We start from the raw sequence: 26,985 nt of genomic DNA on the forward strand, positions 1-26,985 counted from the left end.
ATACACACTTGTAAAAATACTTATCAACTTTTCAACACTAATAGCCTATTGCTTTATCGTCGCCACGTGGATCGGCACCCCCCTGATAATTGCCCCATTTGTTTTTCAAAATTGCGTCTACCCTCCCAATAGGGCCTCTTACCTCAAGTTTATAACCTTTGGCCCTCAATTTCTGTACACTTAAACTATCCAATGCATCTGGTTCTAAATATACTTCATCAGGCAGCCATTGGTGATGGAATTTTTTAGCAGCAACTGCCGCTTGCATAGACATATCGAAATCTATTACATTAATAATTGTTTGAAATACAGAGGTAATAATGGTCGATCCTCCGGGTGTACCCACAACCATAAATAAATGTCCGTCTTTTTCTACAATACTGGGAGTCATTGAGCTTAACATTCTTTTATTTGGGGCAATGGCATTGGCTTCTCCGCCAACTAAACCATACATATTTGGTGCGCCTGGTTTAACGGAAAAATCGTCCATTTCGTTATTAAGTAGAAATCCTGCACCTTTTACCGCAACCAACGATCCATAAGAGCCGTTTAAGGTTGTGGTAATTGAAACCGCATTTCCATCATGATCTACAATAGAAAAATGTGTGGTTTCTTCGTGTTCTGCCCCTTTTATTTCGCCAGCCAGTACTGCGCTGCTTGGTGTTGCTGCTGCCCAGTTAAAATTTGCCATGCGACTTTTATTGTATTCGGCGCTTAACATTTGCTGTTGTGGAACGGCATAAAAATCCGGATCGCCCAGGTGTGTGGCCCGATCGGCATATACCCTTCTTTCGGCCTCTACAATTACCTGTACGGTAGAATCAGCATTGTGCCCCCATCTTTTTAGTGGAAAAGACTCTACAGATTGCAGCAATTGAATTAGCGCAATACCGCCGCTAGATGTTGGCGGCATGGTAATAATTTTATAGCCCCTATAATTTCCGGTAATGGGTTTGCGCCAGGCAGAATGGTAGTTTTTTAAATCGGTTTTGGTGATAAGCCCTTTACCACGCTGCATTTCTGCCACAACTGAATCGGCAACAGCTCCCTCATAAAAACCCGCACGTCCTTTTTCCTGAATCAGTTTTAAGGTATTGGCCAATTCTGTTTGCACCATTATTCCATTTTCCTGCCAGGTACTTTCTAAATTAACAAAAGCAGTACCATTAGGATTAAATTCCATAAATTTCCGGTGCAGGCTATTCAGTTCTTCTGCTTGCCTTTTGGTGATTTTGAAGCCATTTTGTGCCAAATCTATAGCAGGCTGCAACACTTGTGCCCATGATAATTTACCATACTTTTTGTGCGCTTCTACCATTCCATCAACTGAACCCGGAACACCGGCTGCTAAATGGCCGTAGAGGCTTTTATCTACAATGGGGTTACCTGCAGCATCAAGATACATATCTCTATTGGCCGAAGCAGCAGCCTTTTCACGAAAATCCAATGCATTAATTTCTCCATTGGCCCCACGGTATACCATAAAACCACCACCCCCAATATTACCGGCATTGGGATACACTACGGCAAGCGCAAATTGCACTGCCACCGCAGCATCAACCGCATTGCCTCCTTTTTTTAAAATATCGATACCTACCTGTGAAGCTTCGGGATGGGCAGAAACCACCATACCATTTTTGTATTCGCCACTATTGTTTTTACCCAATTGCCCGGTAGCACAACCAGCCAACAGCACCACACTGCTTAGGTAGATTAAAGATTTTTTAAGTTTATTGAGGGGCTTTGTAGTTTTCTGCATCTTTATATATTTTTTCTATTACCGCATTATTTTTCTCGGTAATTACTTTTCTTTTTAAACTTAACTTCGGGGTTAGTTCACCACCATCAATACTCCACTCTTTTGGTAAAAGTGCAAATCTTTTAACTTGTTCCCATTTACCAAAACCAACATTCGCAGCTTCTATTACTTCATTGTATTTGGTAAGCACTTGTTCATTTTTAATAATTTCTTCGTTAGTGGTAAAGGCAATACCTTTTTTACCTGCCCAGGTTTTTAGGGTTTCGAAGTTGGGAACAATCAGTGCAGAAGGAAATTTCCTGTTTTCGCCCAATACCATAATCTGTTCGATAAAAATTGATTCTTTATATTTATTCTCCAGCATTTGCGGTGCTACATATTTGCCACCGGCTGTTTTAAACATTTCTTTCTTACGGTCGGTAATTCTTAAATAGCGGCCTTCAACCAGTTCGCCAATATCTCCGGTATGGAACCAACCTTCGTTATCTACAGCTTCATTTGTTAAATCGGGCCGGTTATAATAACCTTTCATTACCTGGTGCCCACGGGTTAAAACCTCACCATCTTGTGCAATTTTAACTTCTACACCTTTAATTACCTCTCCTACTGATCCGAACATGGTACCGCCAAAATGGTTAACGGTAATTACGGGTGAGGTTTCTGTTAATCCATAACCTTCGAAAACCGGCATGCCTGCTGCCCAGAAAATTCTGGCCAAACGCGGATTTAGTGCTGCTCCTCCTGATACAATGACTACAATTTCGCCACCCAGCGCTTCCTGCCATTTTTTAAAAACAAGTTTGCGGGCAATGCTTAATTTAAAATTATACCAGGCTCCGGCATCAATGGTGTATTTTTCGGCTAAAGCTACAGACCAGAAGAATATTCCTTTTTTAATTCCTGTTAGTGCCTTGCCTTTCTCCATAATCTTATCGTAAACTTTTTCAAGCAAACGCGGAACGGTAGAAAATGCATTTGGTTTAACGTGCTGTATATCGGCCACAATGGTATCCATACTTTCGGCATAATAAATTCCGGTATAGTTAAAAAGGTACAGATAAATAATCATCCTTTCGAAAATGTGCGAAAGGGGCAAAAAACTCAATCCTTTTTTAACACCTTCGGGCATTACCACAGCAGAGTTTACAAAATTTGCCACCAGGTTATTGTGTGTTAACATTACCCCTTTTGGCGTGCCGGTGGTACCGGAAGTATAAATTAGCGTTAAAATATCTTCTGGGGCTACATTATTGCGGTATTCATCTAAATTGATATCTAAACTTGCCTTGCCTGCATCTATCAGTACATTCCAGTTTTCAGCCTCTTTAATTTCATTAAAACTATATATTTTGATGCCTGGGTTTATTGCCTCAGCGCAGGGTTTAATCTTTTTATACAATTCTTCATCTGCAACGAAAATGATCGAAATCTCCGCATCTTTTAATATAAATTCGATATCGTGTTCGGCAAGTGTTGGATAAAGCGGAATCTGATAGGCACCAATCTGGTTTGCAGCAAAATCGGCAATGTTCCATTCGGGCCTGTTGTGCGACATTACCGCTACCCTACCGCCTTTGCTTATGCCTTGTTTAATTAACCCACGACTAAGGTTATCAACAGCATTACAAAAATCGGCTGTACTATAATTTATCCATTTCCCATTAACTTTTCCGCTGATGAACTCTTGCTTAGGATTTTCGAGGCTATATTTCAAAAGATCAAAAACCCGTTTAATTTCTGCCGCCATATGAATAGTATAATATTTGGTTAAGTTAAAAAATCAAACATAAAGATTGATATCTATATGCTTCTTTTATGAAAATAATACCTCGTGATGTATAAAAACGCAAGCATTAAGCTTCATAAAATAAAATTAAATAAACTTAGCAATTACAAAATTACTATGCAAGCATTGTTTTTCTGATTTTAGATTTTGACCTAAAAAACATAAACGGCATTAAAGTTGTTAGGCTGATAATTATTTACAAAACATATAAAATATGAAAAAGTTATTTACAATTTTAGGATGCATTGCATTGTTTGCCCTTACTACAACAACCGTTAAAGCTCAAAACTACAAAACCGGACTTGGTTTAGGTATTGATTTTGGAGATGGTGCTACATTGGTTGGTCCTTCGGTAAGACATCATTTTAGTCGTAAAGCTGCTATTCAAGGCGAGGTTTTATTTGGTGGAAACTCTACTATTATTCAGGGTTTTTTACAATACAATTCTTCAATCCCTGGAGCTAAAGGTTTAGACTGGTATTTAGGTGGTGGTCCATCTGTTCAATTGTATGATGGCGGTTCTAGCTTTTATTTGGTTCCAATGGTTGGTTTAGATTACAAATTTAGCGGTGCACCTTTGGCATTGGCTTTAGACTGGAGACCAAGACTTTACCTTGGCGACAATGATAGCGACTTTAATGCTGGCCGTTTTGGTTTAGGATTTAGATACACTTTCTAGGTATAGCGCATGGCGCGGGGCGTAAAGCGTTACATAAGAAATCCCGTAAGAAATTCATCTTACGGGATTTTTTTGTGGGTTTTAACTTTGATTAATATTTTAACTATTGATAGCACAAGGTCATCCTTGTTCGAAAATTCATCGCCACATTTTTATTGTCACATTTTGCTGGTTCCCAGTTTGGGCAGGTTTCTAACAATTTGATCACGTTACGATCCAATTGCGTATAATTTTCGGGTGTTTTATCGTAAATACCAACGTTTTTTACATGGCCCGAAGCATCTATTATAAAAGTTGGAAAAACAGTTGATTGTAAACGATCGTTATCTACTCCATTTAGTGAATAATTTGATAAAAACTTATAGAATTTAGCAATACCGCCCGGATACTCTGGCATTTTATCAACTTGTGAATACACAAAAAGCTTCAATTGTTTGTTATAATAACCCTTACATGATGTTTGTTGTGCAAAAACCTGATTATCTTTTGCAAAGGAAAAGGTTAAAAGGCATAATATAAACAGCAACTGCTTTATCATATATTCGATATTGGTTCAATAAATATCTTAAATAAAAAAGAGACCATATCGTAATTATTGATTTGTTAACCCAAGCTTGTCGATGAACTTATTTAAAATTCCTATTTAGGGATTTCTACAGGCTCAACATAACTTTAGGAGAAATTAATTTATGATACAGTCTCTTTTATATTAACATAAAACTTCTAACAGTAAATTGACTAAACCCCTGTCCATTTTTTTAACACAGCCTTTTGTGCCGGAGTTGCATTTTCGTTAACAGTGGCTTTTAAACGCACGCTAGGATTTTCTTTTAAGGTTAAAGAAATTTCTTTTTCAAGTCCATCGCGTTTAACCTTTAGTTTTAATACATCACCAATATTCTTTTTGGCAACCAAAGGAATTACATCCAAAGAAATTAACGGACTTTTTAACCTAACGGTAGCTAGTGCATCGCTTAGTGAGGTACCATCTAAAGTAAGCACTACATCATTCACATTTAAACCGCTAATCCATGCGGCAGAATTTCTTGTTGTTGAGGAAATTGCCAGACCATCATTTGTTAACTGGCCCGAAGCTCCTGTAACCGGTTTACCAGGGGTTGCATTTTCGGTAGAAACATCAACACCAGCATAACCGAAGTATTTTACATATTCGGCATCATCCACGCCATTTACATATTTAGCCCAGAAATTGGTAAAGCTGATCCCGGATATTTTTTCTACCATTGCTTTAAATTCTGCATCGGTATAACCACGTTTAAGCGTTTTGCATTGCAGATACATTGCTTTCATTACATCATCCAAACTTTTAGCACCTTTTGTGGCATTGATGATTTCGAGGTCCATTAAAATTCCAATTACCTCTCCTTTGTTATAGTAAGAAATAGAATTGTTTTTAGAGTTCTCATTCGGGCGGTAGCCTATTATCCAGGCATCGTAGCTAGAAGCAGCTGCCGATTGATATTTGGCACCAGGTGTATTTAATACGGTTGCAACACCACCAGCCAGATCTTTCAAAAACTCATTTACATCGGTAAAACCAGCTCTGTGCACGTATTTATTTTCGTAATATGAGGTAAAACCTTCGGCTACCCAAAGGTTGGTGGTATAATTCTCATTGTCGTAATCAAACGGACCCAATGCCACCGGGCGTAAACGTTTAACGTTCCAAAGGTGATGGTATTCATGTGCTACCAGGCTTAAAAAACCTTTATAACCTTCTGCAGTGCTGTATGCATCTCTGGTTGCACCTAAGGTTGTAGAGTTTAAATGTTCTAAACCGCCGCCACCTCTTAAAAAATTATGCACAATGAAAAGATAGTATTTATTTGGATTTTCGCCATAAACTGCCGTTTCCTGATCGACAATTTTGGCCATATCTACTTTGAGTTTTTCTTTATCATAATTACCACCACCATACATGGCTACTTCGTGGCGAACGCCAGAAGCTGTAAATTCAAAAACATCCTGATTGCCTACTTCGATTGGGCTATCGTAAAGGATATCAAAATCTGTAGCCTTATAAGTAAATTGCTCACCAGCAACAGGCGTTAAACCGGTAGAAACTTTACTCCAGGTATTAAAAGGAATTATTTTTACGGTGCTAGGCGATTTAATCATCCCGTCAGGATGCATAAAAATTCCTGTTGGTGATAAAAAAGCATGAGATTCATCTATAAAAGGTGTACGCACAGAAATTTCGAATGCATAAACACGGTAATTGATTTGGATATTTGCTGCTTTTGCAGAGAAAATTCTCCAGGTATTTTTTCTTACTTTTTCTACCTTAACGGTTTTTCCTCCAGCGGTGGCCTTAAATTCTTCAACACTTTTTTCAAACTCACGCACAAGATAAGAACCGGGTGTCCAAACAGGCATTTTTACATCTACGTAATCCTTTGCCAAGCCAGATATATTCATCTGCACTTCTGCATAATGTGCTTGCGGCTCTTTAAAAGAAACCTCGAAGCCTATTTTCACTTGCGCCTTAGCTGCCATAATACACGTTAGTAGTAAAACTAAACTTAAAATTGATTTTTTATTAAACATATTCACTTGTTTTGCTGCAAATTTATATTTATTGGTGAGGTTTTAGAATAAAATAGCTAAATGTGGTGTAAAATAGTTGTTTCTGTTAGATGGGTACATGGCAGATGGTTAATGATTTTTTAGCCAACTTAATCCTAAATAATCAATTTGCTTTCTCATCTCTAACTCAGTTACGGGGATATAAACAGCAATTACATTTTATCAGCCAACGGATTAACACCAAACTAAAAATTGTAAAGCCAAACGGAAAAGCTGTAACATCCTTAATACAACAAATTTAGGACTAAACTATTTGAATATTTTTACCCTCTAATTCTATAACATTAATCTTATTTTAATGTTCGGAATACGCACGACACAAATATAAACATGAAGAAAAGGTATATTATCTATGCTGTTTTAGCAATAGGCTTGGCCTATCTGGTATATTACAGGATTAACGCAAACAAAAAACTCGAAGGGAAAGGCGCCGGTTCAGCTGCAGGGGCAGGAAAAGGCAAGGCCGGAGGTAAAGATGGGAAATCGGCTCCGCTTGTGGTAGATGGTATTGTAGTAAAAGCAACATCGTTTGATAACGACCTTGAGGTTACGGGTGCCATTGATGCAAACGAATCTGTGGTATTAAAAAGTGAAGTTTCTGGTTTGGTTACCGGGATCTTTTTTAAGGAAGGCACAACGGTATCAAAAGGAAGCGTACTGGTTAAAGTAAACGACAGAGATATACAGGCTCAATTACAGGATGCGCTAACGAAGCAAAAATTATCTGGCACGAATGAAAACAGGGCGAAACAGTTATTGGCCAAGGGCGCAATCAGTCAGGAAGAATACGACACTTCGCTGGCCGATCTAAAATCGTTGCAGGCACAATCGCAATTAATCAGGGCTCAATTGGCTAAAACCACCATTAGGGCACCTTTTACAGGCAGAGTGGGTTTACGCAGTATATCAGCAGGAACCTATTTAACTCCAGCAACCGTTATTGCGAATTTGGTAAGCACAAACCCCGTTAAAGTTACTTTTTCAGTCCCTGAGAAATATGCCGGACAGATTAAAATAAACTCTGAAATTACTTTCACCACCGATGGATCTTCCAAAGAAAACAAGGGAAAGGTTTATGCGATAGAACCAGGAATTAATGCCGCTACCAGAACGTTACAAATTAGAGCCTTGGCTCCAAATGCAGATAATGCACTGTTACCAGGCTCATTTGCCAAGATTAAACTGGCTTTAAATACGCTTCAAAATGCCATTCTTATCCCGAATGAAGCTGTTGTTCCGGTTTTAAAGGGTAAAATTGTTTACATTCAAAAAAATGGCAAAGCACAGGAGGTTAAGGTAGAAGCCGGTACCCGTACTGATGAAGATATTGTAATTACCTCAGGATTAAAAGTTGGCGATACCGTTTTAACTACCGGATCGATGGCACTAAAAAAAGATGCTCCTGTAAAAGTTCATTTGGTTAAGCAGTAATTATGAGTATCTCAACCACGAGTATAAAAAGACCGGTTTTGGCCATTGTGATGAACTTACTGATTGTTCTTTTTGGAATAATTGGCTATACCTTTTTGGGTGTCCGCGAGTATCCATCCATTGATCCTACGGTGGTTTCGGTAAGAACATCTTACCCAGGTGCAAACTCCGATATTATCGAATCGCAGATTACCGAGCCATTAGAAAAATCGATCAATTCAATTGATGGAATCAGAAACATCTCATCATCCAGTAACCAGGGCACGAGTAATATTACCATAGAGTTTAATCTTGATAAAAATATTGAAGAGGCAGCGAACGATGTACGGGATAAAGTATCGCAGGCTGCGCGTACTTTACCTAAAGATATCGATGGTTTACCGGTAGTAAGCAAGGCTGATGCCAACTCTGATCCGATTTTATCAATGACGATACAGAGCGACAAACGCAACACGCTAGAATTAAGCGATTTTGCTGAAAACGTAATTGCCGATCGGATACAAACCATCCCAGGCGTAAGTAGCGTACAAATTCAGGGTCAGCGAAAATATGCCATGCGGATTTGGATGGACCCAAATAAATTAAGTGCTTACGGTTTAACCTCTCAGGATATTGTAACCGCTTTAGATAATGAAAATGTTGAGCTTCCATCCGGAAAAATCACTGGTGCAACTACTGAGTTAACCGTTAAAACTTTAGGAAAACTGACTAACGAAAGTGAATTTAACAACCTGATTTTAAAAACAGACAGCAACCAGGTAATTAAATTAAAAGATGTTGGATATGCAGTTTTAGGGCCAGAAAACGAAGAAACCATTTTACGCGAATCGGGCAGGCCGATGGTGGCAATTGCCATTATCCCCCAGCCCGGAGCAAATTATCTTGATATTAGTAAAGAATTTTACAACCGCTTTGATAAATTAAAAGCAGATATCCCGCAGGATATTAAACTAAAGGTTGCATTAGACAATACACTTTTTATTAAACGCTCTGTTACCGAAGTTGCAGAAACCATTGGTTTATCGCTGGTACTTGTAATTTTAATTATTTACCTGTTTTTTAGGGATTGGGCAATTGCATTCAGGCCATTAATTGATATTCCGGTATCATTGGTTTTCACTTTCTTCATCATGTACGCTTTCGGATTTTCGATTAACGTATTGAGTTTACTCGCCATTGTACTGGCAACAGGTTTGGTGGTTGATGATGGTATTGTGGTTACCGAAAATATCTTTAAAAAAGTAGAAGAAGGAATGTCGCCATTTGAAGCGGCCATTAAAGGCTCGAATGAAATCTTTTTTGCCGTAATATCCATCTCCATTACACTTGCCGCAGTATTTTTGCCGGTAATTTTCTTGCAGGGTTTTGTTGGCCGGTTATTTAGGGAGTTTGGCGTAGTAATAGGTGCAGCGGTGTTGGTTTCGGCTTTTGTATCACTTACCTTAACGCCAATGTTAAATGCCTACCTGATGAAAAAAGGCGGGCACAAGCCATCAAGGTTTTACAATTGGACAGAACCTTATTTCGTAAAATTAAATGATGCATACGAATCAAACCTGAATAAATTTTTAGATAAAAGATGGTTATCGATTCCGATTATATTGGTATGTATGGGTTTAATATTCTTATTCTGGAAGGTTTTACCGAAAGAAACCGCTCCATATGATGATAGGAGTGCCATAAACATCAATGCCACTACACCAGAAGGCGCATCTTTTGCGTATACGGATAAGTTTATCATGAAACTGAACCAATTGGTGATTGATTCTGTTCCTGAAAAAAATGTAAACATTACCATTACTTCACCCGGTTTTGGTGGCTCCGGATCTGTAAACTCCGGTTTTGTAAGAATGGGTTTAACCGATCCTGAAGACCGTGTGAGATCACAAAAGGATATTGCTGACATGCTGACCAGGATTACAAAAAAGTATACTGAAGGTAAAACCATTGTTAATCAGCAACCTACAATCTCGGTTGGTCGTAGGGGTGGCTTACCGATCAGTTACATCATCCAGGCGCAAAATTTTGAAAAGTTAAGGGAGAAAATTCCATTGTTTATGGATGCTGTTTCGAAAGATCCAACTTTTACCGTGTCGGATGTGAACCTTAAATTTAACAAACCTGAAATTAATTTAACCATTGATCGTGATAAGGCTAAAAATTTAGGGGTTTCCATATCGGCCATTGCACAAACTTTGAATCTAGGGTTAAGCGGTCAACGTTTTTCTTACTTCTTTATGAACGGGAAACAATATCAGGTAATCGGACAGTTTGATCGTGGAGATCGAAAAGATCCGCTCGATTTAAGTTCTGTTTATGTGCGTAATGATAAAGGCGAACTCGTTCAGCTCGATAACGTAGTAACGGCCAAAGAAGAAAGCAGTCCGCCACAATTGTACAGGAACAACCGTTTTATTGCCGCTACTGTTTCTGCTGGTTTAGCACCCGGTAAAAGTATTGGTGAAGGTATAGATGCGATGGATGCGATTGCCAAAAAAGTATTGGACGAAACCTTTTCTACCGATTTAAGTGGAGAATCGAGAGATTTTAAAGAAAGTTCGTCAAATACCTTTTTTGCATTCGGTTTAGCACTTTTACTTGTTTATTTAATCCTTTCGGCACAGTTTGAAAGTTTTAAAGATCCAATTATCATCATATTAACCGTACCGATGGCCGTTGCAGGTGCATTTTTATCCCTCTGGTTATGTGGGCAAAGTTGGAATATTTTTAGTCAGATTGGTACCATCATGCTTATTGGTTTGGTAACCAAAAACGGTATTTTGATTGTCGAATTTGCCAACCAGTTAAAAGAAAAAGGTATTCCTATCCCCGAAGCTATTCGCGAAGCTGCTGTTTCGCGTTTACGGCCAATTTTAATGACGAGTTTGGCCATTGCAATCGGTGCCTTGCCTATTGCACTTGCTTTAGGTGCTGCCGCAAAAAGTAGAATGAGTATGGGAACCGTAATTGTAGGTGGTACATTATTCTCATTGGTTTTAACCCTATTTGTTATCCCTGCCATTTACTCTTACTGGGCAAAACCATATAAACCGAATAAAGAATTAAAAGAAGCCCATCGTTTTGAACAAGAAGCTTTACATACAGAAGAATAAGATGAGCAAGAAATTAAAAATATTTATCCTGTTGTTAAGCTTATCCCTTTCGGGCTTTGCACAAGAAAAGCTAAGCCTGCAGGAAGCCATTACAGTTGCTTTACAAAACAATTACGATATTAAGATCAGCAAAAACCAGACAGATATTGCAAAAAACAATGCCAATATTGGAAATGCTGGTATGCTGCCTAATTTAACAGGTAGTTATACCAATGGTGGAAGTATACAAAATACGCGACAAACTCCAGCCACGGGTGCCGACCGTGTAATAACCGGAGCAAAAAGCACCAACAATAGTTATGGTGCCGATTTAAACTGGACCATTTTTGATGGCTTTAGCATGTTTGCCAATTATGACCGATTAAAAGAACTGCAAAAACAAGGCGAATTAAATGCACGTTTAACCATTTTAACCACCGTAGCTGATGTAATTACCGCTTACTATGATATTGTAAGGCAACAACAGCTGGTTATTGCGGCCGATAGTGCAATGGATGTTTCGGTTTTGCGTACCAATATTGCAAAAACTAAATTACAACTTGGCCGTGGTTCTAAACTGGATGTTTTGACCGCGCAGGTTGATTATAATACAGATACCTCAAACTATCTGCAAACTAAAAATGCTTTACAAGTAGCTAAAGTTCGCTTAAACCAATTAATGGTGAGGGATATCAGCACTTCCTTCTCAGTAGAAAATACAATTGATGTGGACAAAGGCATTTTGTTTTCTAAAATGGCAGAAATGGCTGAGCAACAGAATCCAAATGTTCAAAATGCATTTATCAATCAGCGTATTGCCTCATTAACCTTAAAATCAGTACGCGGCGCAAGGTATCCTTCTATCAGTTTAAATTCTGGCTACAGCAGGGCAAACAGTACCAGCCCAACAGGCTTTAACCAAAAGTTTGCAGCAAACGGATTTACTTATGGCGTTACTGCAAGTTTAAATCTTTTTAACGGATTTTTACAGCGACAACAAGAACGCAATGCGAAGATTGAAATTGATAATTCGACACTTACATTAAATAAAACAAAGCTTGATGTTAATTCGCAATTGCTTACCGCCTATCAAAATTACACCACCTACCTCGACCTGATTAAACTGGAGCAGCGAAATGTAGATATTGCAAAAGAAAACCTGGATATCACTTTAGCAAAATACCGATTGGGCAGCATTGCACCTTTAGAACTCAGAGAAGCGCAACGCAACGCCATTGATGCCCAAAACCGTTTTATAGAAATGCAATACCAGGCCAAAATAGCCGAAACTACATTGAAAGAAATCAGTGGAAATATAAATTTCGGCAATTAATTTAATTAAGAATTGCTTATTCCTAAATTAATCATCAACCTATTTTGCTTTATAGCTTAGCAAAGTTATTATTCGTGTTTTCCCGTTTTTATTTGTAATTTAACTCTTAGTTATAAAACACATTTATTGTTGCCCTACATCAATAAATGATAACTAAAAATTTTTACGCCCAATTCCCTGTTGAGCATTATTGTTTATACTATGGAAAACGGCATAATAAATTATTTTCGAATGCGTTTTGCAATGCTGCAAAACCAACCCTTAACCGGCGGCATAGTTGCCAAAAACCTGCGGATTAGCGATAATGGCAATGGCGAACTCAGCTTATATGGCGATTTTACCATTACCCTGAAAGTTTTAGATCTCACCACTAATGGCGCACCAAACTTAAATAGCCTGATGACTTTTACCCAACAGGTAATTTCGAATAAGTTAAGAGGTGGTGGGTATAAGAGTGGGGTTTCGATACACAAGTACAACGAAAATCAAAAAGCATTCAATAAAAATAAAATCTGGTCTTACTCTATTCGTTATAACTTTAATTTTATGGTGAACGTAATACAAATTAATATGTTAAGCCAATTAAAGGGAAACGATTTTGTATTAGCAGTTGTTGATACCATTGGACATCAATTTACCGATCAGTATGGCCAAATACAAGGTTCCGCAGGCCTTACTCAGGGAGCAGGTTGGCCAGCAGCAGTTAGTTATAATAGCTGGCTAAGAAATAAATATTTCGGTGCACATGAATTCTTTCATACACTAGACTTAAATGATATTGAGGACGGCAATAAGAAAAATCGTTTGATGTATCATCTAAGCGATAACTCTGGCCATGTTATATCTGACGCTGAAAAAGGAGATATGATGCAATATATTGTGGGTAATATCAATGATATGGCAAAAAAGGAATATTCAAATATCAACTTAAATACAGTTAGCAGGGTAAGAATTTTTTTAAATAAATCAATCTATGCAATTAAGTATAATAAAGCTAAGTTTAGGTAGCCTGCTCCTCACATTACTTTACGCCTGTTCAAATGAGATAAAAAATAATGAGGATGTTAAGAAAAAAAAAGCTGATACCTGCAAATTTTATAGATACAATGCTGGTCAAATCATTTCGAATCTTGGCTGTAAAAACTGTCATATAAGAATGGCAATAGAAGAAAAAGATGAATATGGGGCAATAACATTTATAGGCTTAGCTGCAATGGATAGCTTAAAAATTGTTGATTATGCTTTTACAAAAAAACACAAAGGCTGGTATAGTAAAAGTGGAACATTTAAGGGTTCCAAAATGGACACCTTAAGCGATTGCGAAATAAAAAGCGTAATTCGTTATATAAAAGATGCTGGCAGAGATATCCCAATGTCAAGCCAATAACGAATATGGTTTTAAACATAACAAAGCTAAGTTTAGGTAGCTTATTAATGCCTATGATTATATCATGTAATAATCAGTCTGAACATAATGCCAATGCTGTCATCGTTAATAAAAAGCTTAAGGATACCTGTAAATATCAAGCTTATGATGCACATCAAATTATATCAAATCTTAGTTGTAAATCCTGCCATTTATCTCCCGATATAGAAATAGAAGATGATAGAGGTTGGCCGACGTTCCGCGGATTAGCTAATATGGATAGTTTAAAACTTGTTGATTATGTATTCACTAAAAAACATCAAGATTCATATAGTAAAAACGGGGCATTTAAAACAAATATTATGGATACCTTGAATGATTGCCAAATAAAAAGTGTAATCCGCTACATAAAAGATTCTGGAAGAGATATTGCTGTACCTACTCAATAATAATTATGGTTTTAAAAACAATAAAGCTAAGTTTAGGTAGTTTATTGGTTCTTTCATTCTATGCTTGCAAGAACTCACCAAAAAAAATTAATAGCATAACTCAAATAAAATCGATTGACACTTGTCGTTATTATAGATACGATGCTGGTCAAATTGTGTCAAATCTTAGCTGTAAATTTTGTCATTTATCACCTAATCTACAAATTAAAGATGATAGAGGCTGGCCAACATTTCGAGGCTTAGCTGCTATAGACAGCTTGGAACTTATAAATTATGTATTTACCAAAAAACACAAAGGATGGTTTAGTAAGGTTGGGCCGTACAAAGCGGCAAAAATGGATACCTTAAGCAATTGCGAAATAAAAAGCGTAATTCGTTATATAAAAGATTTTGGCAGAGATATCCCAATGTCAAGCCAATAACGAATATGGTTTTAAATATAATAAAGCTAAGTTTCGTTGTTTTATTGCTAGTTTCAACTCTATCATGCACAACTAAACCTAAAAAGACTAAAAATGTAGCTTTCACAAAAAAAGTGATTGATAACTGTAGATATTCCGCATACGATGCTCACCAAATTGTCTCTAATCTTGGTTGTTGGAACTGTCACTTAAGAATTTTACCTGAGCAAAAAGATGAGCGTGGATGGGCCACTTTTAATGATTTAGCAAAAATGGATAGCCTAAAGCTTGTAACTTATACTTTTGAAAAAAACCACAAAGGCTGGTTTAGTAAGACTGGTCCATATAACGACGCAAAAATGGACACCTTAAGCGATTGCCAAATAAAAAGCGTAATCCGCTACATAAAAGATACTGGAAGAGATATCCCAATGTCAAGCCAATAATTGATATGGTTTCAAATATAACAAAGCTAATTGCAGGTATTCTACTCCTCTCATTGGCTCTTGCCTGTTCAAATGGGATAAAAAATAATAAGGATGTTAAGAAAAAAAAAGCTGATACCTGTAAATATTATAAATACGATGCTCATCGAATAGTTTCTAACTTGGGTTGCCATAACTGCCATGTCCCTTATGGCGATAGAATGGATAAAAATATATTTACTTTCCAAGAAATATCTAATATGGATAGCTTAAAACTAATTGATTATGCTTTTACAAAAAAGCACAAAGGCTGGTATAGTAAAAGTGGAACATTTAAGGGTTCCAAAATGGACACCTTAAGCGATTGCGAAATAAAAAGCGTAATCCGCTATATAAAAGATGCAGGCAGAGCTATTCCTTCTGCACACTAAATAATTTGCAGATATATCCTAAAATCTACGCGAAAACAGATATACCATATAGATTCTCTGTTCGTCATTGTTTACAACTGGAAGCACAAATTTACTTGATGCAAAGGTTTAATAGAAGTAAAGAAATTATTGCAATCATGAAATTCTACAATTAATTTTTATATTTAATCCCATGATACTTGTTGCAGATAGTGGCTCATCAAAAACCGATTGGATGGGCTATCATAATGGCGAAACCATTAAATTTAGCACGCCTGGAATAAACCCTTATTTCTTAAGTGAGCAAGAAATTACCAAACTGATTTCTAAAAATGAATCATTGTTCCAATACGCAGAAGAAGTAAAGGAAATTTATTTTTTTGGTGCCGGCTGTTCTTCGCCAGATAAACATGAAGTGGTTTCAAATGGCCTATCAGCTGTTTTCGAAAATGCCTTTATTTCTGTAGATCACGATCTTTTAGGTTCAGTTTATGCCACTTGCGGTAACGCCGAGGGTTTAAACTGTATTTTGGGTACCGGTTCGAACATTTGTTATTTCGATGGAAAGAAAATTCACGACGGTCACCATGGTTTAGGTTATGTACTGGGCGACGAAGGTTCGGGTACTTTTTTCGGAAAAAAGGTACTGCTCAGTTATCTTTACAACAAAATGCCTCCTAATTTAGCAGCAGAGTTTAAAAAAACTTTTCCAGCAGAAAAAGAGCAGATTATCACAAACGTATACCAAAAACCTTTTCCGAATATATATTTAGCAGGCTTTAGCCGTTTTATGGCCAACCATAAAGACCACCCGTTTATTCAGGAAATTTTAAAAACAGGCTTTCAGGAGTTTGTTGATACCAATGTTAAAGATTACCCTAAACATAAAAATGTTCCCTGCCATTTTGTTGGTTCTATCGCATATTATTACCAGGAAACATTAATTTCTGTATTAATTGAAAATGGTATTGAGCCCGGAAAAATCCTGCAAAAACCAATCGAAGAGCTATTCAATTTTATACTGAATAAAGAAGGTATAGTACAACAGGCAAGTTAAATTAGAAATCTATTTTTTCGGCAATTATAAATTTATTGTTAAAATATTCTTAAGATTGTAAACATAACAACACAAACTTTTGTTATTATTTTAACAGCATACAAATTGCTCACACATATGAAGAGAATACTGGTAGTAGATGATGATATTGAGGTTTTAGAAACCATACAATTGATACTGGAAATCGGAGGTTTTAAGGTTTCGGCACTTAATGATGGCGAAGAAGTTTTTAACAGGATCGAGAGTTTTAATCCAGATTTAATTCTACTTGATATTTCTCTTGGCCATATTGACGGACGTGTTTTATGTGAACAGTTAAAATCAATAGAAAGCACATCGAAAATTCCAATTCTGTTGATTTCCGGCTTATATGATCCAAAAGATTTTACAACCCTAAATTATGGTCAGGATGATTTTTTATCAAAACCTTTCCAAATGGATGTATTGCTTAAAAAAATCACTAAAATTCTTTCTCTAGAAGAAGATAAACCAAGTTTTCATCTGAATTAATCGTAATTCAACCAAAATACATAGCCAGGCAGACCATAAATCTCTCTGGCTTTTTTTTTTACATATATCTATTTTCTAAAATAAACACAATGGCACCAAGTGAAACATGGTTAAAAACCTGGAACGAAAAACGTAATTTATTAACCTGTCCAAACAACCTAAACGATTATTTTGAAGAAACAAGAGTAGCCGGTAAAGAAATCGACCACCTTGAACTGGGCAGTGTTTCCATCCCAACGGGAGAAATTTTGGTTCGTGATCCATTGGTGTATATCCAAAAAGATGCGGAACCCTACACCATAAAGGTTCCTGTAGGTGAATTTCCAGTAACGGCTGCCGTGATAGTTCCTGATGGCGAAGATTGTGCCCGTTATGCGGCTGTTAAAGTGCAATTTACGGCTTATGATGCCATACGTTTTGAAGAAGCGCTAATTGGCACGGAAGACCTGGTTGATTTTAATGAAGGTGAGTTTTTCGGATTTAATGTTGATGCAGGTTTGGCTTGTGTTTTGGACAAAGAAACTTTGAAACATTTTTGCGCTTTTCAAGATAAGTTTCATAACGAAAATCTTGGCAAAAACCTTTACGATGATTATTTCGCACTGCTTTTTGCTGCTAATTATGCCGAAAACCCGATTTATCAACGAGAAGACGGAGATTGGATCAATTGGAAAATCCCAGGAACAGATTATCATATTCCATTTTTTCAAAGTGGCTTTGGTGATGGTACCTACCCTGTTTATTATGGTTTTGATATTGAAGGCAATGTATGCTCGTTGATTATCCAGTTTATTGATATTGAGTTGGCTTATACTGAGGAAGAGTAAATTACGATTACTAATGATGGTATGTGCGGCAATATCATTAAGTTAAGCCTTGCAAAAACAAAAAAATAATTTAACCACATATTGGAAGGATGCGCACAGATATGAAAATCTGTGTGCATCTGTGTACATCATAGGTTGAAATCCTTTAACCTTTTGGGCCTTGTTATGTGAACACAGATCATGGATTTTGAATCGACTACTGAGAAAAAGTCTTCGGCTCCGCTACCATATAAGTTATACCTCAGGATGATAGCCAAAAAGGAAAATACGCAGAGAAGACAAAATAAATTTTCCGTGATTTCAGTGTTTCCGTGGCAAACGCAATAAAAACACACATTAAGTGGCTGTGGTTAACTCATGTAAGATCCTGAAACAAGTTCAGGAAGACGCATGAGATGAAGCTCCTTCGCTTCGTCGGCTGAAAAAGCCTTCTCGCCATGACGATGCCCATAGGATATTCATTCTTTAAAATTATGTAATAGAAATACTGTCATTGCTTTCTAGCTACAGTATCAAAAGATGACGAACCCTGCGGCTGTCATTTTGGCAAACAAATCCTTTTGGAACAACCCTTGATATGCAGCATATAGATTAAACAATTTATTTACATATGAGCATACAGGAAAAAGGAAATATTTCGATACATACCGAGAATATTTTCCCGATAATTAAGAAGTTTTTATACTCTGATAACGAAATTTTTCTTCGTGAGTTGGTTTCTAACGCAGTAGATGCAGTTCAGAAAATTAAAAGACTAGGTTCATTAGGTCAGTTTAACGGAGAAGTTGGCCAACCATTGGTACAAGTTGCCGTTGATAAAGACGCAAAAACCATTACCATTAGTGATAACGGTTTGGGAATGACTGCCGAGGAGATTAAGAAATACATCAACCAGGTTGCATTTTCTGGCGCAAGTGAGTTTGTTGAGAAATTTAAAGATGCTAAAGATGCCAACGAAATCATCGGTAAATTCGGTTTAGGTTTTTACTCTGCTTTTATGGTGGCCGATTTAGTAGAAATTCAAACTTTATCTTACCAGGATGGTGCAGAACCTGCACGTTGGGTTTGCGATGGCAGTACAGAATTCGAAATTACCGAAGGCACTAAAACTACCCGAGGTACCGATATTATCCTTCACGTGAATAAAGATTCTGAAGAATTTTTAGCAGAAAGCAAACTTCAGGAAATATTAGATAAATACGCTAAATTTTTACCTGTTCCAATTAAATTTGGCACTAAAACAGAATCTGTTGAAGATGGTGTTGATGAAGAAGGTAAAGCTAAATTTAGTGATGTAGAAGTTGATAACATCATCAATACCACTAACCCAATCTGGACCAAAGCTCCTGCAGATTTGTCAGACGAGGATTATTTAAGTTTTTACCGTGAGTTGTATCCATTTAGCGAAGAACCTTTGTTTTGGATTCATTTAAATGTTGATTATCCTTTTAATTTAACGGGCGTATTGTATTTCCCTAAGTTGAAAAACGACTTTGAAATGCAGCGTAATAAAATCAAATTATATTCACGCCAGGTATTTATTACCGATGAGGTTAAAGATATTGTACCAGAATTCTTGATGCTTTTACATGGTGTAATCGATTCACCTGATATTCCTTTAAACGTATCGCGTAGTTTCCTACAGGCTGATAGCAATGTTAAAAAAATCAATAACTACATCACTAAAAAGGTTGCTGATAAATTAGCGGAGTTATTTGCGAAAGACCGTAAAGCATACGAGGATAAATGGAAAGACATTGGTTTATTTGTAAAATACGGAATGATTAGTGAGGAGAAATTTTACGATAAAGCAAAAGATTTTGCTTTGGTTGGAAACACTAAAAACGAGCTTTTCACTTTACCAGAGTATAAAGAGAAGGTTACTGCATTACAAACAGATAAAAACGGCTCAGTAGTTTATCTGTACACTAACGATGCTGCTAAACAAGATGCGTTTATCCAATCGGCCAACAAAAAAGATTACGATGTTTTAGTATTGGATTCGCCAATTGATAATCACTTTATTAATCAATTGGAGCAAAAACTAGAAAAAACATCAATTAAACGTGTTGATTCGAGCGTTGCAGATAAACTGATTGAAAAAGATGAGCAAAACGAGCATGTTTTAACTGAAGATCAGGTGAAGGAAGTAACTGCAATTTTCGAAAAAGCCATTACCAAACCAGGTATGCAGGTAGAAATTGTAGCTTTACACCCTGAAGAATTGCCTGTTACCATTACCATGGATGAGTTTATGCGCCGCATGAAAGATATGGCTGCAATGGGTGGTGGTATGGGCTTTTATGGGCAAATGCCAGACAGCTACAAGGTTGCCATTAACGGAAACCACAAGTTGATCACCAAGATTTTGGCATCTGATGAGGCTGAGCAAAGTACACTGGCTAAACAAGCGGTAGATTTAGCACTATTGGCACAAGGAATGTTAACAGGAGCTGAATTAACAGCCTTTGTAAGCAGAAGTGTAGCACTTATTTAAGCAATATTATATCATTACAATAAAGGGAGAAACCAATGCGGTTTCTCCCTTTTGTTTTTAAGGCCGGACATAAAAAAAGTCCCGATTGGATCGGAACTTTTAGGTAAGAATTTTCGGGAACTCTTAGATTAAAATTAATATATTTTTAGCTTGCTAATGGCGTTTGTTTCTGATCTACGTTAAAATAATCTTTATGTTCTTCGATCATTTTAGCAATTGTAGCAGCTTTGGTATCCGTTATTTTAAATTCGAACAAAGGCTCTTGATTTTTCTTTGATCTCACCATTTTCTCTGTGTAAAAGCGGTAAACAAGGCCATTTGTTAATAAACCGTATTTAGCTTTTGTTTTACGGAAATACTTAGATAAACGTGAATCATGGATATCTAAATTTTCGTTGTGGTGTTTGCATTCAACTAAAATTGTTGGCTCACCATCTTTCATAATGGTGTAATCTACTTTTTTACTTTTTTTAACTCCAAAATCTAATACAGCTTCAGATTGAACTTCAGATGCATCGAATCCTAAAATTTGGATAAAAGGCATTACGAGTGCATTCCTTGTCAGATCTTCAGATTGAACCTGTGGAAGCATTTTCTTGATTCTTACGGCAAATTGCCCGATTTCGTCTTTTAATTCCATGATATATCTTTATAGATGGTTAGTTTTTTAAGTTATATTGATTGAATACAGAATTTGCTGTAGTGATAATCCTGTCTAAACTTTGTTTATCAAAAAAGTTCCTGTTTAACATATCCACCATGTAAGTCAATTTGTTGATATCTGTTGAATTCATGGTAAAATGAAAGCTTTTTAAACCGTCTTTAATGGCTTGCTGAACAAAATTGCGAACAACTAAAAAAGATTTTCTGAAGGCATAATCACCATCAAGTTTTCCTTTAACCAATGCAGGTAGATCAAGATTGCTATATTCATTTTGCATTCTCTGGTACATATCTGCGTTGATTCCGTTATTTTTAAGAATCCCTTTGTAGTAGATTTTATTTAGCAAGTATTCGTATTCGTTGTGTTTCATTTTGGCGGTAGATAGATGTAGGGAATATTTTTCTTCTTCTTTTTTAATTCTTTAAGTTTTATTAAAATCTAAAACCCAGTGTTGTATGGCCTGTTTTTATTTTTTTATCCACAGGCTACACAATATTGGGCAGGTAGATGTTTATTTGTTTTTGGCAAACAGTTTAAAGATTAGAAAAAGAAGTTTACTGGGTAAGTTTTTTACATCAACCCTATAGAATATTACACGAAACCCATCAGTTTATTAGACGAAAACAGAATGAAGATTTTTTTAGGCCCAATTGCTAAATCAATTCATTTTTATTTAACTTGCATTCAAATCAAATAAAACAAACATATTTAAATAATCATGAATCTAAAATGCGTTGTTATCGACGACGAGCAACATGCAATTGAGGTGTTAACTGACCACATTGCGGAAATGCCTGGGCTAACAATTTTTAAGACCTTTACCAGCCCCGTACAGGCACTTACTGAAATAAGCACTGATGATGAGATTGATTTATTGTTTATGGATATCGACATGCCCGGAATCAATGGATTGGAGCTTGCCAAAAATATCAGGGAAAAAGCAAAGTATTTAATTTTCACCACCGCACATCCTGATTATGCTTTACAGGCATTTGATGTTCAATCGGATCAGTACCTGCTTAAACCAATTTCTTTCGCAAAATTTGCGCTTGGTATAGACAGGATCCTGAAGAAAGAAGCGAATAGCGCCAAGCCTTCTTCAAAAGAACCGGATCAGGTGGCTGCACTTTATATTAAAGGCGATCACAAATATGCTTTTTCCAATATTGCGATTGATGAGATACTGTATATTAAGGCCTTACAAAACTATATACAGATCATTACCAAATCCGAAACGCATACTACTTATCTTACACTCAAGGAGATCGAAAAAGCCTTAGAAAACCATGCTTTTATAAGGGTTAACAAATCGAACATCGTTGCTAAATCGGCCATTAAAAAGGTAGATGGAAATATTATCCGCCTTGTAAATAATGAAATGATTCAGATTGGCGAAGGGTATAAAGAAACTTTCTTCGCTTATGTGCAGAATAGTTTATTGAAATCTAACAGAAATCAATAGCAATATTAAACTGCAAAAATCCAGGTAGCGTTAGTTACTACAGTTTGACTTTGATCACCAGTTGGGTGTGTTGAATAGTTGTTTTGAGATTTAATGTTTTTATAAACGAAAACAGTTTTTTTAGCAAGTTTAGTTGTGTTTTGAGCTTTCATGATATAATGTTTTTAAGTATGTATTTTATTGTTGTTATTAATTTCTGTAAAGGTGCAACTCAAAACACAACGCAACTAGTTTTTTACACAAAACCCTCGATTTAGAAGACAAAAACCCTAATTTAATAGATAAAAAGCAATAAAATGATCTTTTTTTACTTGAAAAAATTCCTTCAAAAATATAAACTCCATCTCTTTATTTGGAGTATTTATATCATTTATGAGGTATTTGTACTTGGTTTGGTATCGAGATTATTCAGGCCACCGGGTGTTTATCTCCTTATTTACTTAAGCAATATTACAGTATTTTATACTCATGCTTTTTTTCTAAATAAACTGTTAAGTAATAAAAATTTAAAGTTAATACCAGTAAAAATTTCGTTACTCATAATTCTGAATATTGGTGCGTATACTTTTTTTAATTACTATTCCGGATTGGTATTTATAGAATTAGATTTTATCAAGATAAGTGGACCTGTTTCATTCAACCGAGATTTTTTCCTAACCAGTGTTTATCGTTCTTTATACTACATCGGTTTTGCCACGGGTTATGTATACATTAAGAAATCTTTCCAGGATCAAAAGAAAGTTGAAGCATTGGAAAGACAGAACCTGGTTACCCAGATTGAGAAGCAGGCTTTGGAAAACGATCTGGTTCAATCGCAAAATAATTACCTCCGAAGCCAGATTAACCCCCATTTCCTGTTTAATACCTTAAATTTTATTTATAACGATGCCCGCAAAAAGGCGCCAATGGCTGCTGATGCGATTATGAACCTGGCTGAAATGATGCGCTATGCATTAAAACGACCGGAGGCATCAGAAATGGTTCCCATCAGTGAAGAAATTGAGCAGATAGAACATTTAATTAACCTGCATAAGCTCAGAACAGCAAATACGATTAATCTGGAACTTGAGGTAATAGGAGATTTATTCGGATTAAGGTTTCCGCCGCTTATTTTGTTAACGCTGGTAGAAAACATATTTAAACATGGTAACGTTTCGCACTCTACCCAGCCTGCACTTATCAAAATTACTTATCAAAACGATCACCTCAATATCACAACCATAAATATGATCAATGATAATAAAGGTAAGCAAAGCGAAAGTCACCATGTAGGTATAGAAAACATTGCGAAGCGCCTGAGCAATTTTTATGGCAAAGATTATCTGTTCAAGTATGATAAAGATCCTCTGAACAGGTACATTACCGAAATTTCGGTTGATATTGTTAATCCACTGGCCAGGCTAAACCGTTAAGCACCGATTGCATTTCTGCGTTGAAAATCTTTTAGCAAAAAGTAATACATTACCATTTCATTTGTACGCGGATCTTTATTAAAAAGCCTGTTTACATGCATGTGCATTAAATCGCCAAATAATTTAACCATTTTTTCAGTTTTAACCTGTTTGAGGCAATTGATGAATGAAGCAGCAAATACTTCAAATTTTTGTTGTTGTTTGGCTGTAAACGCTAAAATCTCAGCTTTCCTGAATTCCTGATAATAGCTGTTTAACTGTTTAAAATCTGCTGCTTCCAAACGATGTTCATGGTTAAAAGAATCTGAAAATAACCTGATCATTTTGCCTGCCGCCTGCTGATCAAAAACTTTTGACTGAACAATGTTTGCTACCAGATCTGAACAGTATTTATACTTGTTAAAATCATCAGGTTGAGTTTCGAAAAGAGATAACACAAATTCACTGTCAGCAGTAAAATGCTGTTCAACATTTTCTATCATGTTACTGCCATAACGTTCAAGCTCGCGTTTATAGCTTTTTATCTGCACATCTGATATCAAACCGGCATTTAAAAACGGAGCCAGATCATCCATTAAGCCGGAGGTTAATATTTGTGCATTGCGGTAATCATTTAGCAATACCCTAAACCGGATATGGTTTCCATTTTCATTGTAACGGATAAAAAACCATTTTTTAATCTGGGCAGCATGTTTTGCCAAATAAGGGTTGATGATAGTGGCCAGAATTTGATCGGATCTTTGTTGGTGACAATAAATTTCGAAGTAAAGCCATTCTTTTCCTGGAGGAAAATAACGCGTAATAGTGCTATGATCTGAAGGATTGGGTAAGCCGCCATAAATCTGCTCCTGATGGGCGATGCATAAAACGAACTGGGCCAGATAAGGCTTTGCGCCTTCATCAACCACAACATTGTTTTGAGGCAGGTAAAATTCTTCAATGTAAATGCTGGTTTGTTTTTGCATATATTGAAGAAAAGCGTTGATATCATCATCACGCTGCAAGGCAAAGCATAGGGTTTGATCGGATAAACCGGCTTTAAAATAATCGCTCACCCCTAAATTCTGAAGGTATTTACGGCAAAGCTCGATGGATAGGTATTTTTGATCTTTTCCTAAAAGTGCTTCTTTTTTAATGCGCCATTTGCTCCTGCTTAAAACAATATTATGGTATTGCAGGCGTGGATAATAATCCAGATCAGGAAAGAGGCTTTCGAGCGGTAATGATAAACTGGTTATTACACCCTGGTGCTGCAAATCGCATAAAAGCCTGAATACTGATAAATCAGAGCGGGAGTAATTATATGCCGAAGCCATTCTGGGTACCAAACGTTTATTAAGGGATTTGGAACGAAGAATTACCTCAGTACCGATAACTGAAACCTGAATATCGTTTAAAGCGAGCGGTTGGGCTGAAGTATCAAAATTCAGGATGGATAACTGATGATTGTAGATCAATTTCCGTCGGTTAACATTATCCACATTGGCTTCTACCATGTAGGCCACATCGAAAAACAATACATCAGGGTTTGCATCCTGTTCGGCATTGGCAACGCTTTTCGCATAATCTTCAACAGCATCGTTAGCCATGGTAAACCTTCCTGTTAATGCATTGGCAGTGGCTCCACCAATCTGTTCTGCAAAAATCAGATCGTCGTGCACAGCCATTATCATACTGGTCGAATTGGGTAAAGACCGTGGTTTTTCGTTTAAATGAAGTTTGAGTTTATTTAGAAATACCGGTTTACCTTTTTCGAAATTTTGGTTTAATGTATTTTTTAATGTGGATTTAATCCGCTCGTTATCAGCATCGGTTTTGGCTGTTTTATTCGTTAATTTAGCAATAAAATTATCGTGCTGCCCACCCTGCTCCAGTTCATCATAACCAATCCCCAATTCAGGATCAAGGGCCAGCAGTAATGGTACTTCCTGATCTTCGAATTTCTTTTTAAACCTGCTAGTAAACTGCTTAAGTGCTTCGCGATCGTTAGCCGGTAAAATCCCTTGCAGCGTTTTAACCAATCCGGGAACAGCATATAGTAAACTTTCATCAACATTTCCAGACAGAACTTTTCGCTGCGCAATCAAATATTGTGGTAACGCTGCTGTAACGGGCATTCCTAAGCGTTCGAAATAGTCTTTTCCGATAATATTTGGGTCATAATTGGTAAAAAGGAGTTGCAAATCGTGCATATCCTGAAGCAGGCCAAAGAGGCTTTCTACTTCATCGGCTTTTATATCAAGAGCTTTAATAAGGTCGTTAGCGCGAACAGGCTTTAAACAGGCTAATAATATTTGTTTTACAAAGCTGTTATCATCCAGTTCTGCTAATTCGAAAACACCATCGGTGCAGGCAATGTAACGAATACTGCCTGGTATGAAATAGTAGCTGCTATTGCTAAATAACTGGCAGTTCTTTGCAAGCAAATCGGCTATGGGTAATTGGATGTTATTTTTGTACGGCCAATCAACCAGTTCACATATTTTTTGATCTTCTTCAATTACAATATTGCTTGCTGATGGTTTTATCGCATTGTTTAATAAACTAAAACCAGCAAATGTGCCATAGGGTGTTGAACGGAATTTTGCGCGGTTAAAATATTTCCAGATGGTAAAGTAAACCTTTGGTGAAAGACTTTTTAATTCATCGGCCTTAACCTCTTTTATGGTTTCGTAAAAAGCTGTAGAAGATATAGATATGGCTGCTTTTAGTTCTTCCCAGCAATCTTCGAGTTCAGATTGATAGGAAAATTTGGGTGTTCTAAAAATTACAGTCGGTTGGATATTAATCTTCATTGCGTTTTAATGGTGGTGAAAAT

Annotated in this window: 24 protein-coding genes; 16 read left to right on the forward strand and 8 right to left on the reverse strand. The window is 36.7% G+C overall.

What is annotated here, in order from left to right:
• Positions 1–37: 37 nt before the first annotated feature.
• Positions 38–1,759 (reverse strand): gamma-glutamyltransferase, encoded by a 1,722-nt coding sequence (gene ggt, locus ASE74_RS01470; protein ID WP_055903227.1) that lies wholly within the window; start codon positions 1,757–1,759, stop codon positions 38–40.
• On the reverse strand, positions 1,731–3,506 hold the full coding sequence (locus tag ASE74_RS01475; RefSeq protein ID WP_055903229.1) for a long-chain fatty acid--CoA ligase: 1,776 nt from the start codon (positions 3,504–3,506) through the stop codon (positions 1,731–1,733). The genes ggt and ASE74_RS01475 overlap by 29 nt, the downstream gene beginning before the upstream one ends.
• Positions 3,507–3,759: 253 nt before the next feature.
• Here ASE74_RS01475 and ASE74_RS01480 point away from each other — a divergent pair, with 253 nt between their 5' ends.
• Complete coding sequence (locus ASE74_RS01480; RefSeq protein WP_055903231.1) at positions 3,760–4,224, forward strand: hypothetical protein; 465 nt, start codon at positions 3,760–3,762, stop codon at positions 4,222–4,224.
• Between the two features lie 103 nt (positions 4,225–4,327).
• Here the strand turns inward: ASE74_RS01480 and ASE74_RS01485 are convergent, their stop codons facing one another.
• Both ASE74_RS01485 and ASE74_RS01490 read right to left on the reverse strand, forming a co-directional pair.
• On the reverse strand, positions 4,328–4,762 hold the full coding sequence (locus ASE74_RS01485) for an energy transducer TonB (protein WP_055903233.1): 435 nt from the start codon (positions 4,760–4,762) through the stop codon (positions 4,328–4,330).
• 200 nt (positions 4,763–4,962) lie between these two features.
• On the reverse strand, positions 4,963–6,741 hold the full coding sequence (locus ASE74_RS01490; protein ID WP_235525983.1) for a M61 family metallopeptidase: 1,779 nt from the start codon (positions 6,739–6,741) through the stop codon (positions 4,963–4,965).
• A gap of 420 nt (positions 6,742–7,161) precedes the next feature.
• On the opposite strand from ASE74_RS01490, the gene ASE74_RS01500 reads away from it, so the two are divergent.
• The 13 genes from ASE74_RS01500 (at position 7,162) to htpG (ending at position 20,629) form a co-directional block, all read left to right on the forward strand.
• Entirely contained in the window at positions 7,162–8,262 is a 1,101-nt protein-coding gene (locus ASE74_RS01500) for an efflux RND transporter periplasmic adaptor subunit (protein ID WP_055903236.1), read from the forward strand.
• A 2-nt stretch (positions 8,263–8,264) separates the two neighbouring features.
• Positions 8,265–11,375: an efflux RND transporter permease subunit gene (locus ASE74_RS01505; protein ID WP_055903237.1), complete on the forward strand. Its 3,111-nt coding sequence runs from the start codon at positions 8,265–8,267 to the stop codon at positions 11,373–11,375.
• A gap of 1 nt (position 11,376) precedes the next feature.
• Positions 11,377–12,687, forward strand: a complete 1,311-nt coding sequence (locus tag ASE74_RS01510; RefSeq protein WP_055903238.1) for a TolC family protein — start codon at positions 11,377–11,379, stop codon at positions 12,685–12,687.
• Between the two features lie 201 nt (positions 12,688–12,888).
• Positions 12,889–13,695 (forward strand): hypothetical protein, encoded by an 807-nt coding sequence (locus tag ASE74_RS01515; RefSeq protein WP_055903239.1) that lies wholly within the window; start codon positions 12,889–12,891, stop codon positions 13,693–13,695.
• Positions 13,661–14,074, forward strand: a complete 414-nt coding sequence (locus ASE74_RS01520) for a hypothetical protein (protein ID WP_055903240.1) — start codon at positions 13,661–13,663, stop codon at positions 14,072–14,074. Before ASE74_RS01515 ends, ASE74_RS01520 begins: the two co-directional genes overlap by 35 nt.
• Positions 14,075–14,079: 5 nt before the next feature.
• Positions 14,080–14,502, forward strand: a complete 423-nt coding sequence (locus ASE74_RS01525; protein WP_157255313.1) for a hypothetical protein — start codon at positions 14,080–14,082, stop codon at positions 14,500–14,502.
• Positions 14,503–14,507: 5 nt separating this feature from the next.
• Positions 14,508–14,924, forward strand: coding sequence for a hypothetical protein (locus ASE74_RS01530; RefSeq protein WP_055903242.1), 417 nt, complete (start codon positions 14,508–14,510; stop codon positions 14,922–14,924).
• Between the two features lie 5 nt (positions 14,925–14,929).
• On the forward strand, positions 14,930–15,349 hold the full coding sequence (locus ASE74_RS01535; RefSeq protein WP_055903243.1) for a hypothetical protein: 420 nt from the start codon (positions 14,930–14,932) through the stop codon (positions 15,347–15,349).
• A 5-nt stretch (positions 15,350–15,354) separates the two neighbouring features.
• On the forward strand, positions 15,355–15,759 hold the full coding sequence (locus tag ASE74_RS24630) for a hypothetical protein (RefSeq protein WP_157255314.1): 405 nt from the start codon (positions 15,355–15,357) through the stop codon (positions 15,757–15,759).
• A 172-nt stretch (positions 15,760–15,931) separates the two neighbouring features.
• Entirely contained in the window at positions 15,932–16,795 is an 864-nt protein-coding gene (locus ASE74_RS01540) for a hypothetical protein (RefSeq protein ID WP_055903244.1), read from the forward strand.
• Positions 16,796–16,912: 117 nt separating this feature from the next.
• On the forward strand, positions 16,913–17,305 hold the full coding sequence (locus ASE74_RS01545; RefSeq protein WP_055903245.1) for a PleD family two-component system response regulator: 393 nt from the start codon (positions 16,913–16,915) through the stop codon (positions 17,303–17,305).
• Positions 17,306–17,394: 89 nt separating this feature from the next.
• Positions 17,395–18,132, forward strand: a complete 738-nt coding sequence (locus ASE74_RS01550; RefSeq protein WP_055903246.1) for a DUF4241 domain-containing protein — start codon at positions 17,395–17,397, stop codon at positions 18,130–18,132.
• A 610-nt stretch (positions 18,133–18,742) separates the two neighbouring features.
• Positions 18,743–20,629: a molecular chaperone HtpG gene (gene htpG / locus ASE74_RS01555; protein ID WP_200912244.1), complete on the forward strand. Its 1,887-nt coding sequence runs from the start codon at positions 18,743–18,745 to the stop codon at positions 20,627–20,629.
• Between the two features lie 145 nt (positions 20,630–20,774).
• Here the strand turns inward: htpG and ASE74_RS01560 are convergent, their stop codons facing one another.
• Both ASE74_RS01560 and ASE74_RS01565 read right to left on the reverse strand, forming a co-directional pair.
• Complete coding sequence (locus ASE74_RS01560) at positions 20,775–21,269, reverse strand: type I restriction enzyme HsdR N-terminal domain-containing protein (RefSeq protein WP_055903247.1); 495 nt, start codon at positions 21,267–21,269, stop codon at positions 20,775–20,777.
• A 19-nt stretch (positions 21,270–21,288) separates the two neighbouring features.
• Complete coding sequence (locus ASE74_RS01565; protein WP_055903248.1) at positions 21,289–21,663, reverse strand: hypothetical protein; 375 nt, start codon at positions 21,661–21,663, stop codon at positions 21,289–21,291.
• A gap of 348 nt (positions 21,664–22,011) precedes the next feature.
• On the opposite strand from ASE74_RS01565, the gene ASE74_RS01570 reads away from it, so the two are divergent.
• On the forward strand, positions 22,012–22,755 hold the full coding sequence (locus tag ASE74_RS01570) for a LytTR family DNA-binding domain-containing protein (RefSeq protein WP_055903249.1): 744 nt from the start codon (positions 22,012–22,014) through the stop codon (positions 22,753–22,755).
• A gap of 5 nt (positions 22,756–22,760) precedes the next feature.
• Here the strand turns inward: ASE74_RS01570 and ASE74_RS24635 are convergent, their stop codons facing one another.
• A complete protein-coding gene (locus ASE74_RS24635; protein WP_157255315.1) occupies positions 22,761–22,907 on the reverse strand; it encodes a hypothetical protein in 147 nt (48 codons plus the stop codon).
• A gap of 159 nt (positions 22,908–23,066) precedes the next feature.
• On the opposite strand from ASE74_RS24635, the gene ASE74_RS01575 reads away from it, so the two are divergent.
• On the forward strand, positions 23,067–24,167 hold the full coding sequence (locus ASE74_RS01575) for a sensor histidine kinase (RefSeq protein ID WP_162235771.1): 1,101 nt from the start codon (positions 23,067–23,069) through the stop codon (positions 24,165–24,167).
• Here the strand turns inward: ASE74_RS01575 and ASE74_RS01580 are convergent.
• Complete coding sequence (locus ASE74_RS01580) at positions 24,164–26,962, reverse strand: lantibiotic dehydratase (RefSeq protein ID WP_055903251.1); 2,799 nt, start codon at positions 26,960–26,962, stop codon at positions 24,164–24,166. The genes ASE74_RS01575 and ASE74_RS01580 overlap by 4 nt on opposite strands.
• Positions 26,963–26,985: the final 23 nt, after the last annotated feature.

The sequence above is a fragment of the Pedobacter sp. Leaf216 genome, assembly GCF_001421515.1.
In the GTDB taxonomy this organism is placed as follows: domain Bacteria; phylum Bacteroidota; class Bacteroidia; order Sphingobacteriales; family Sphingobacteriaceae; genus Pedobacter.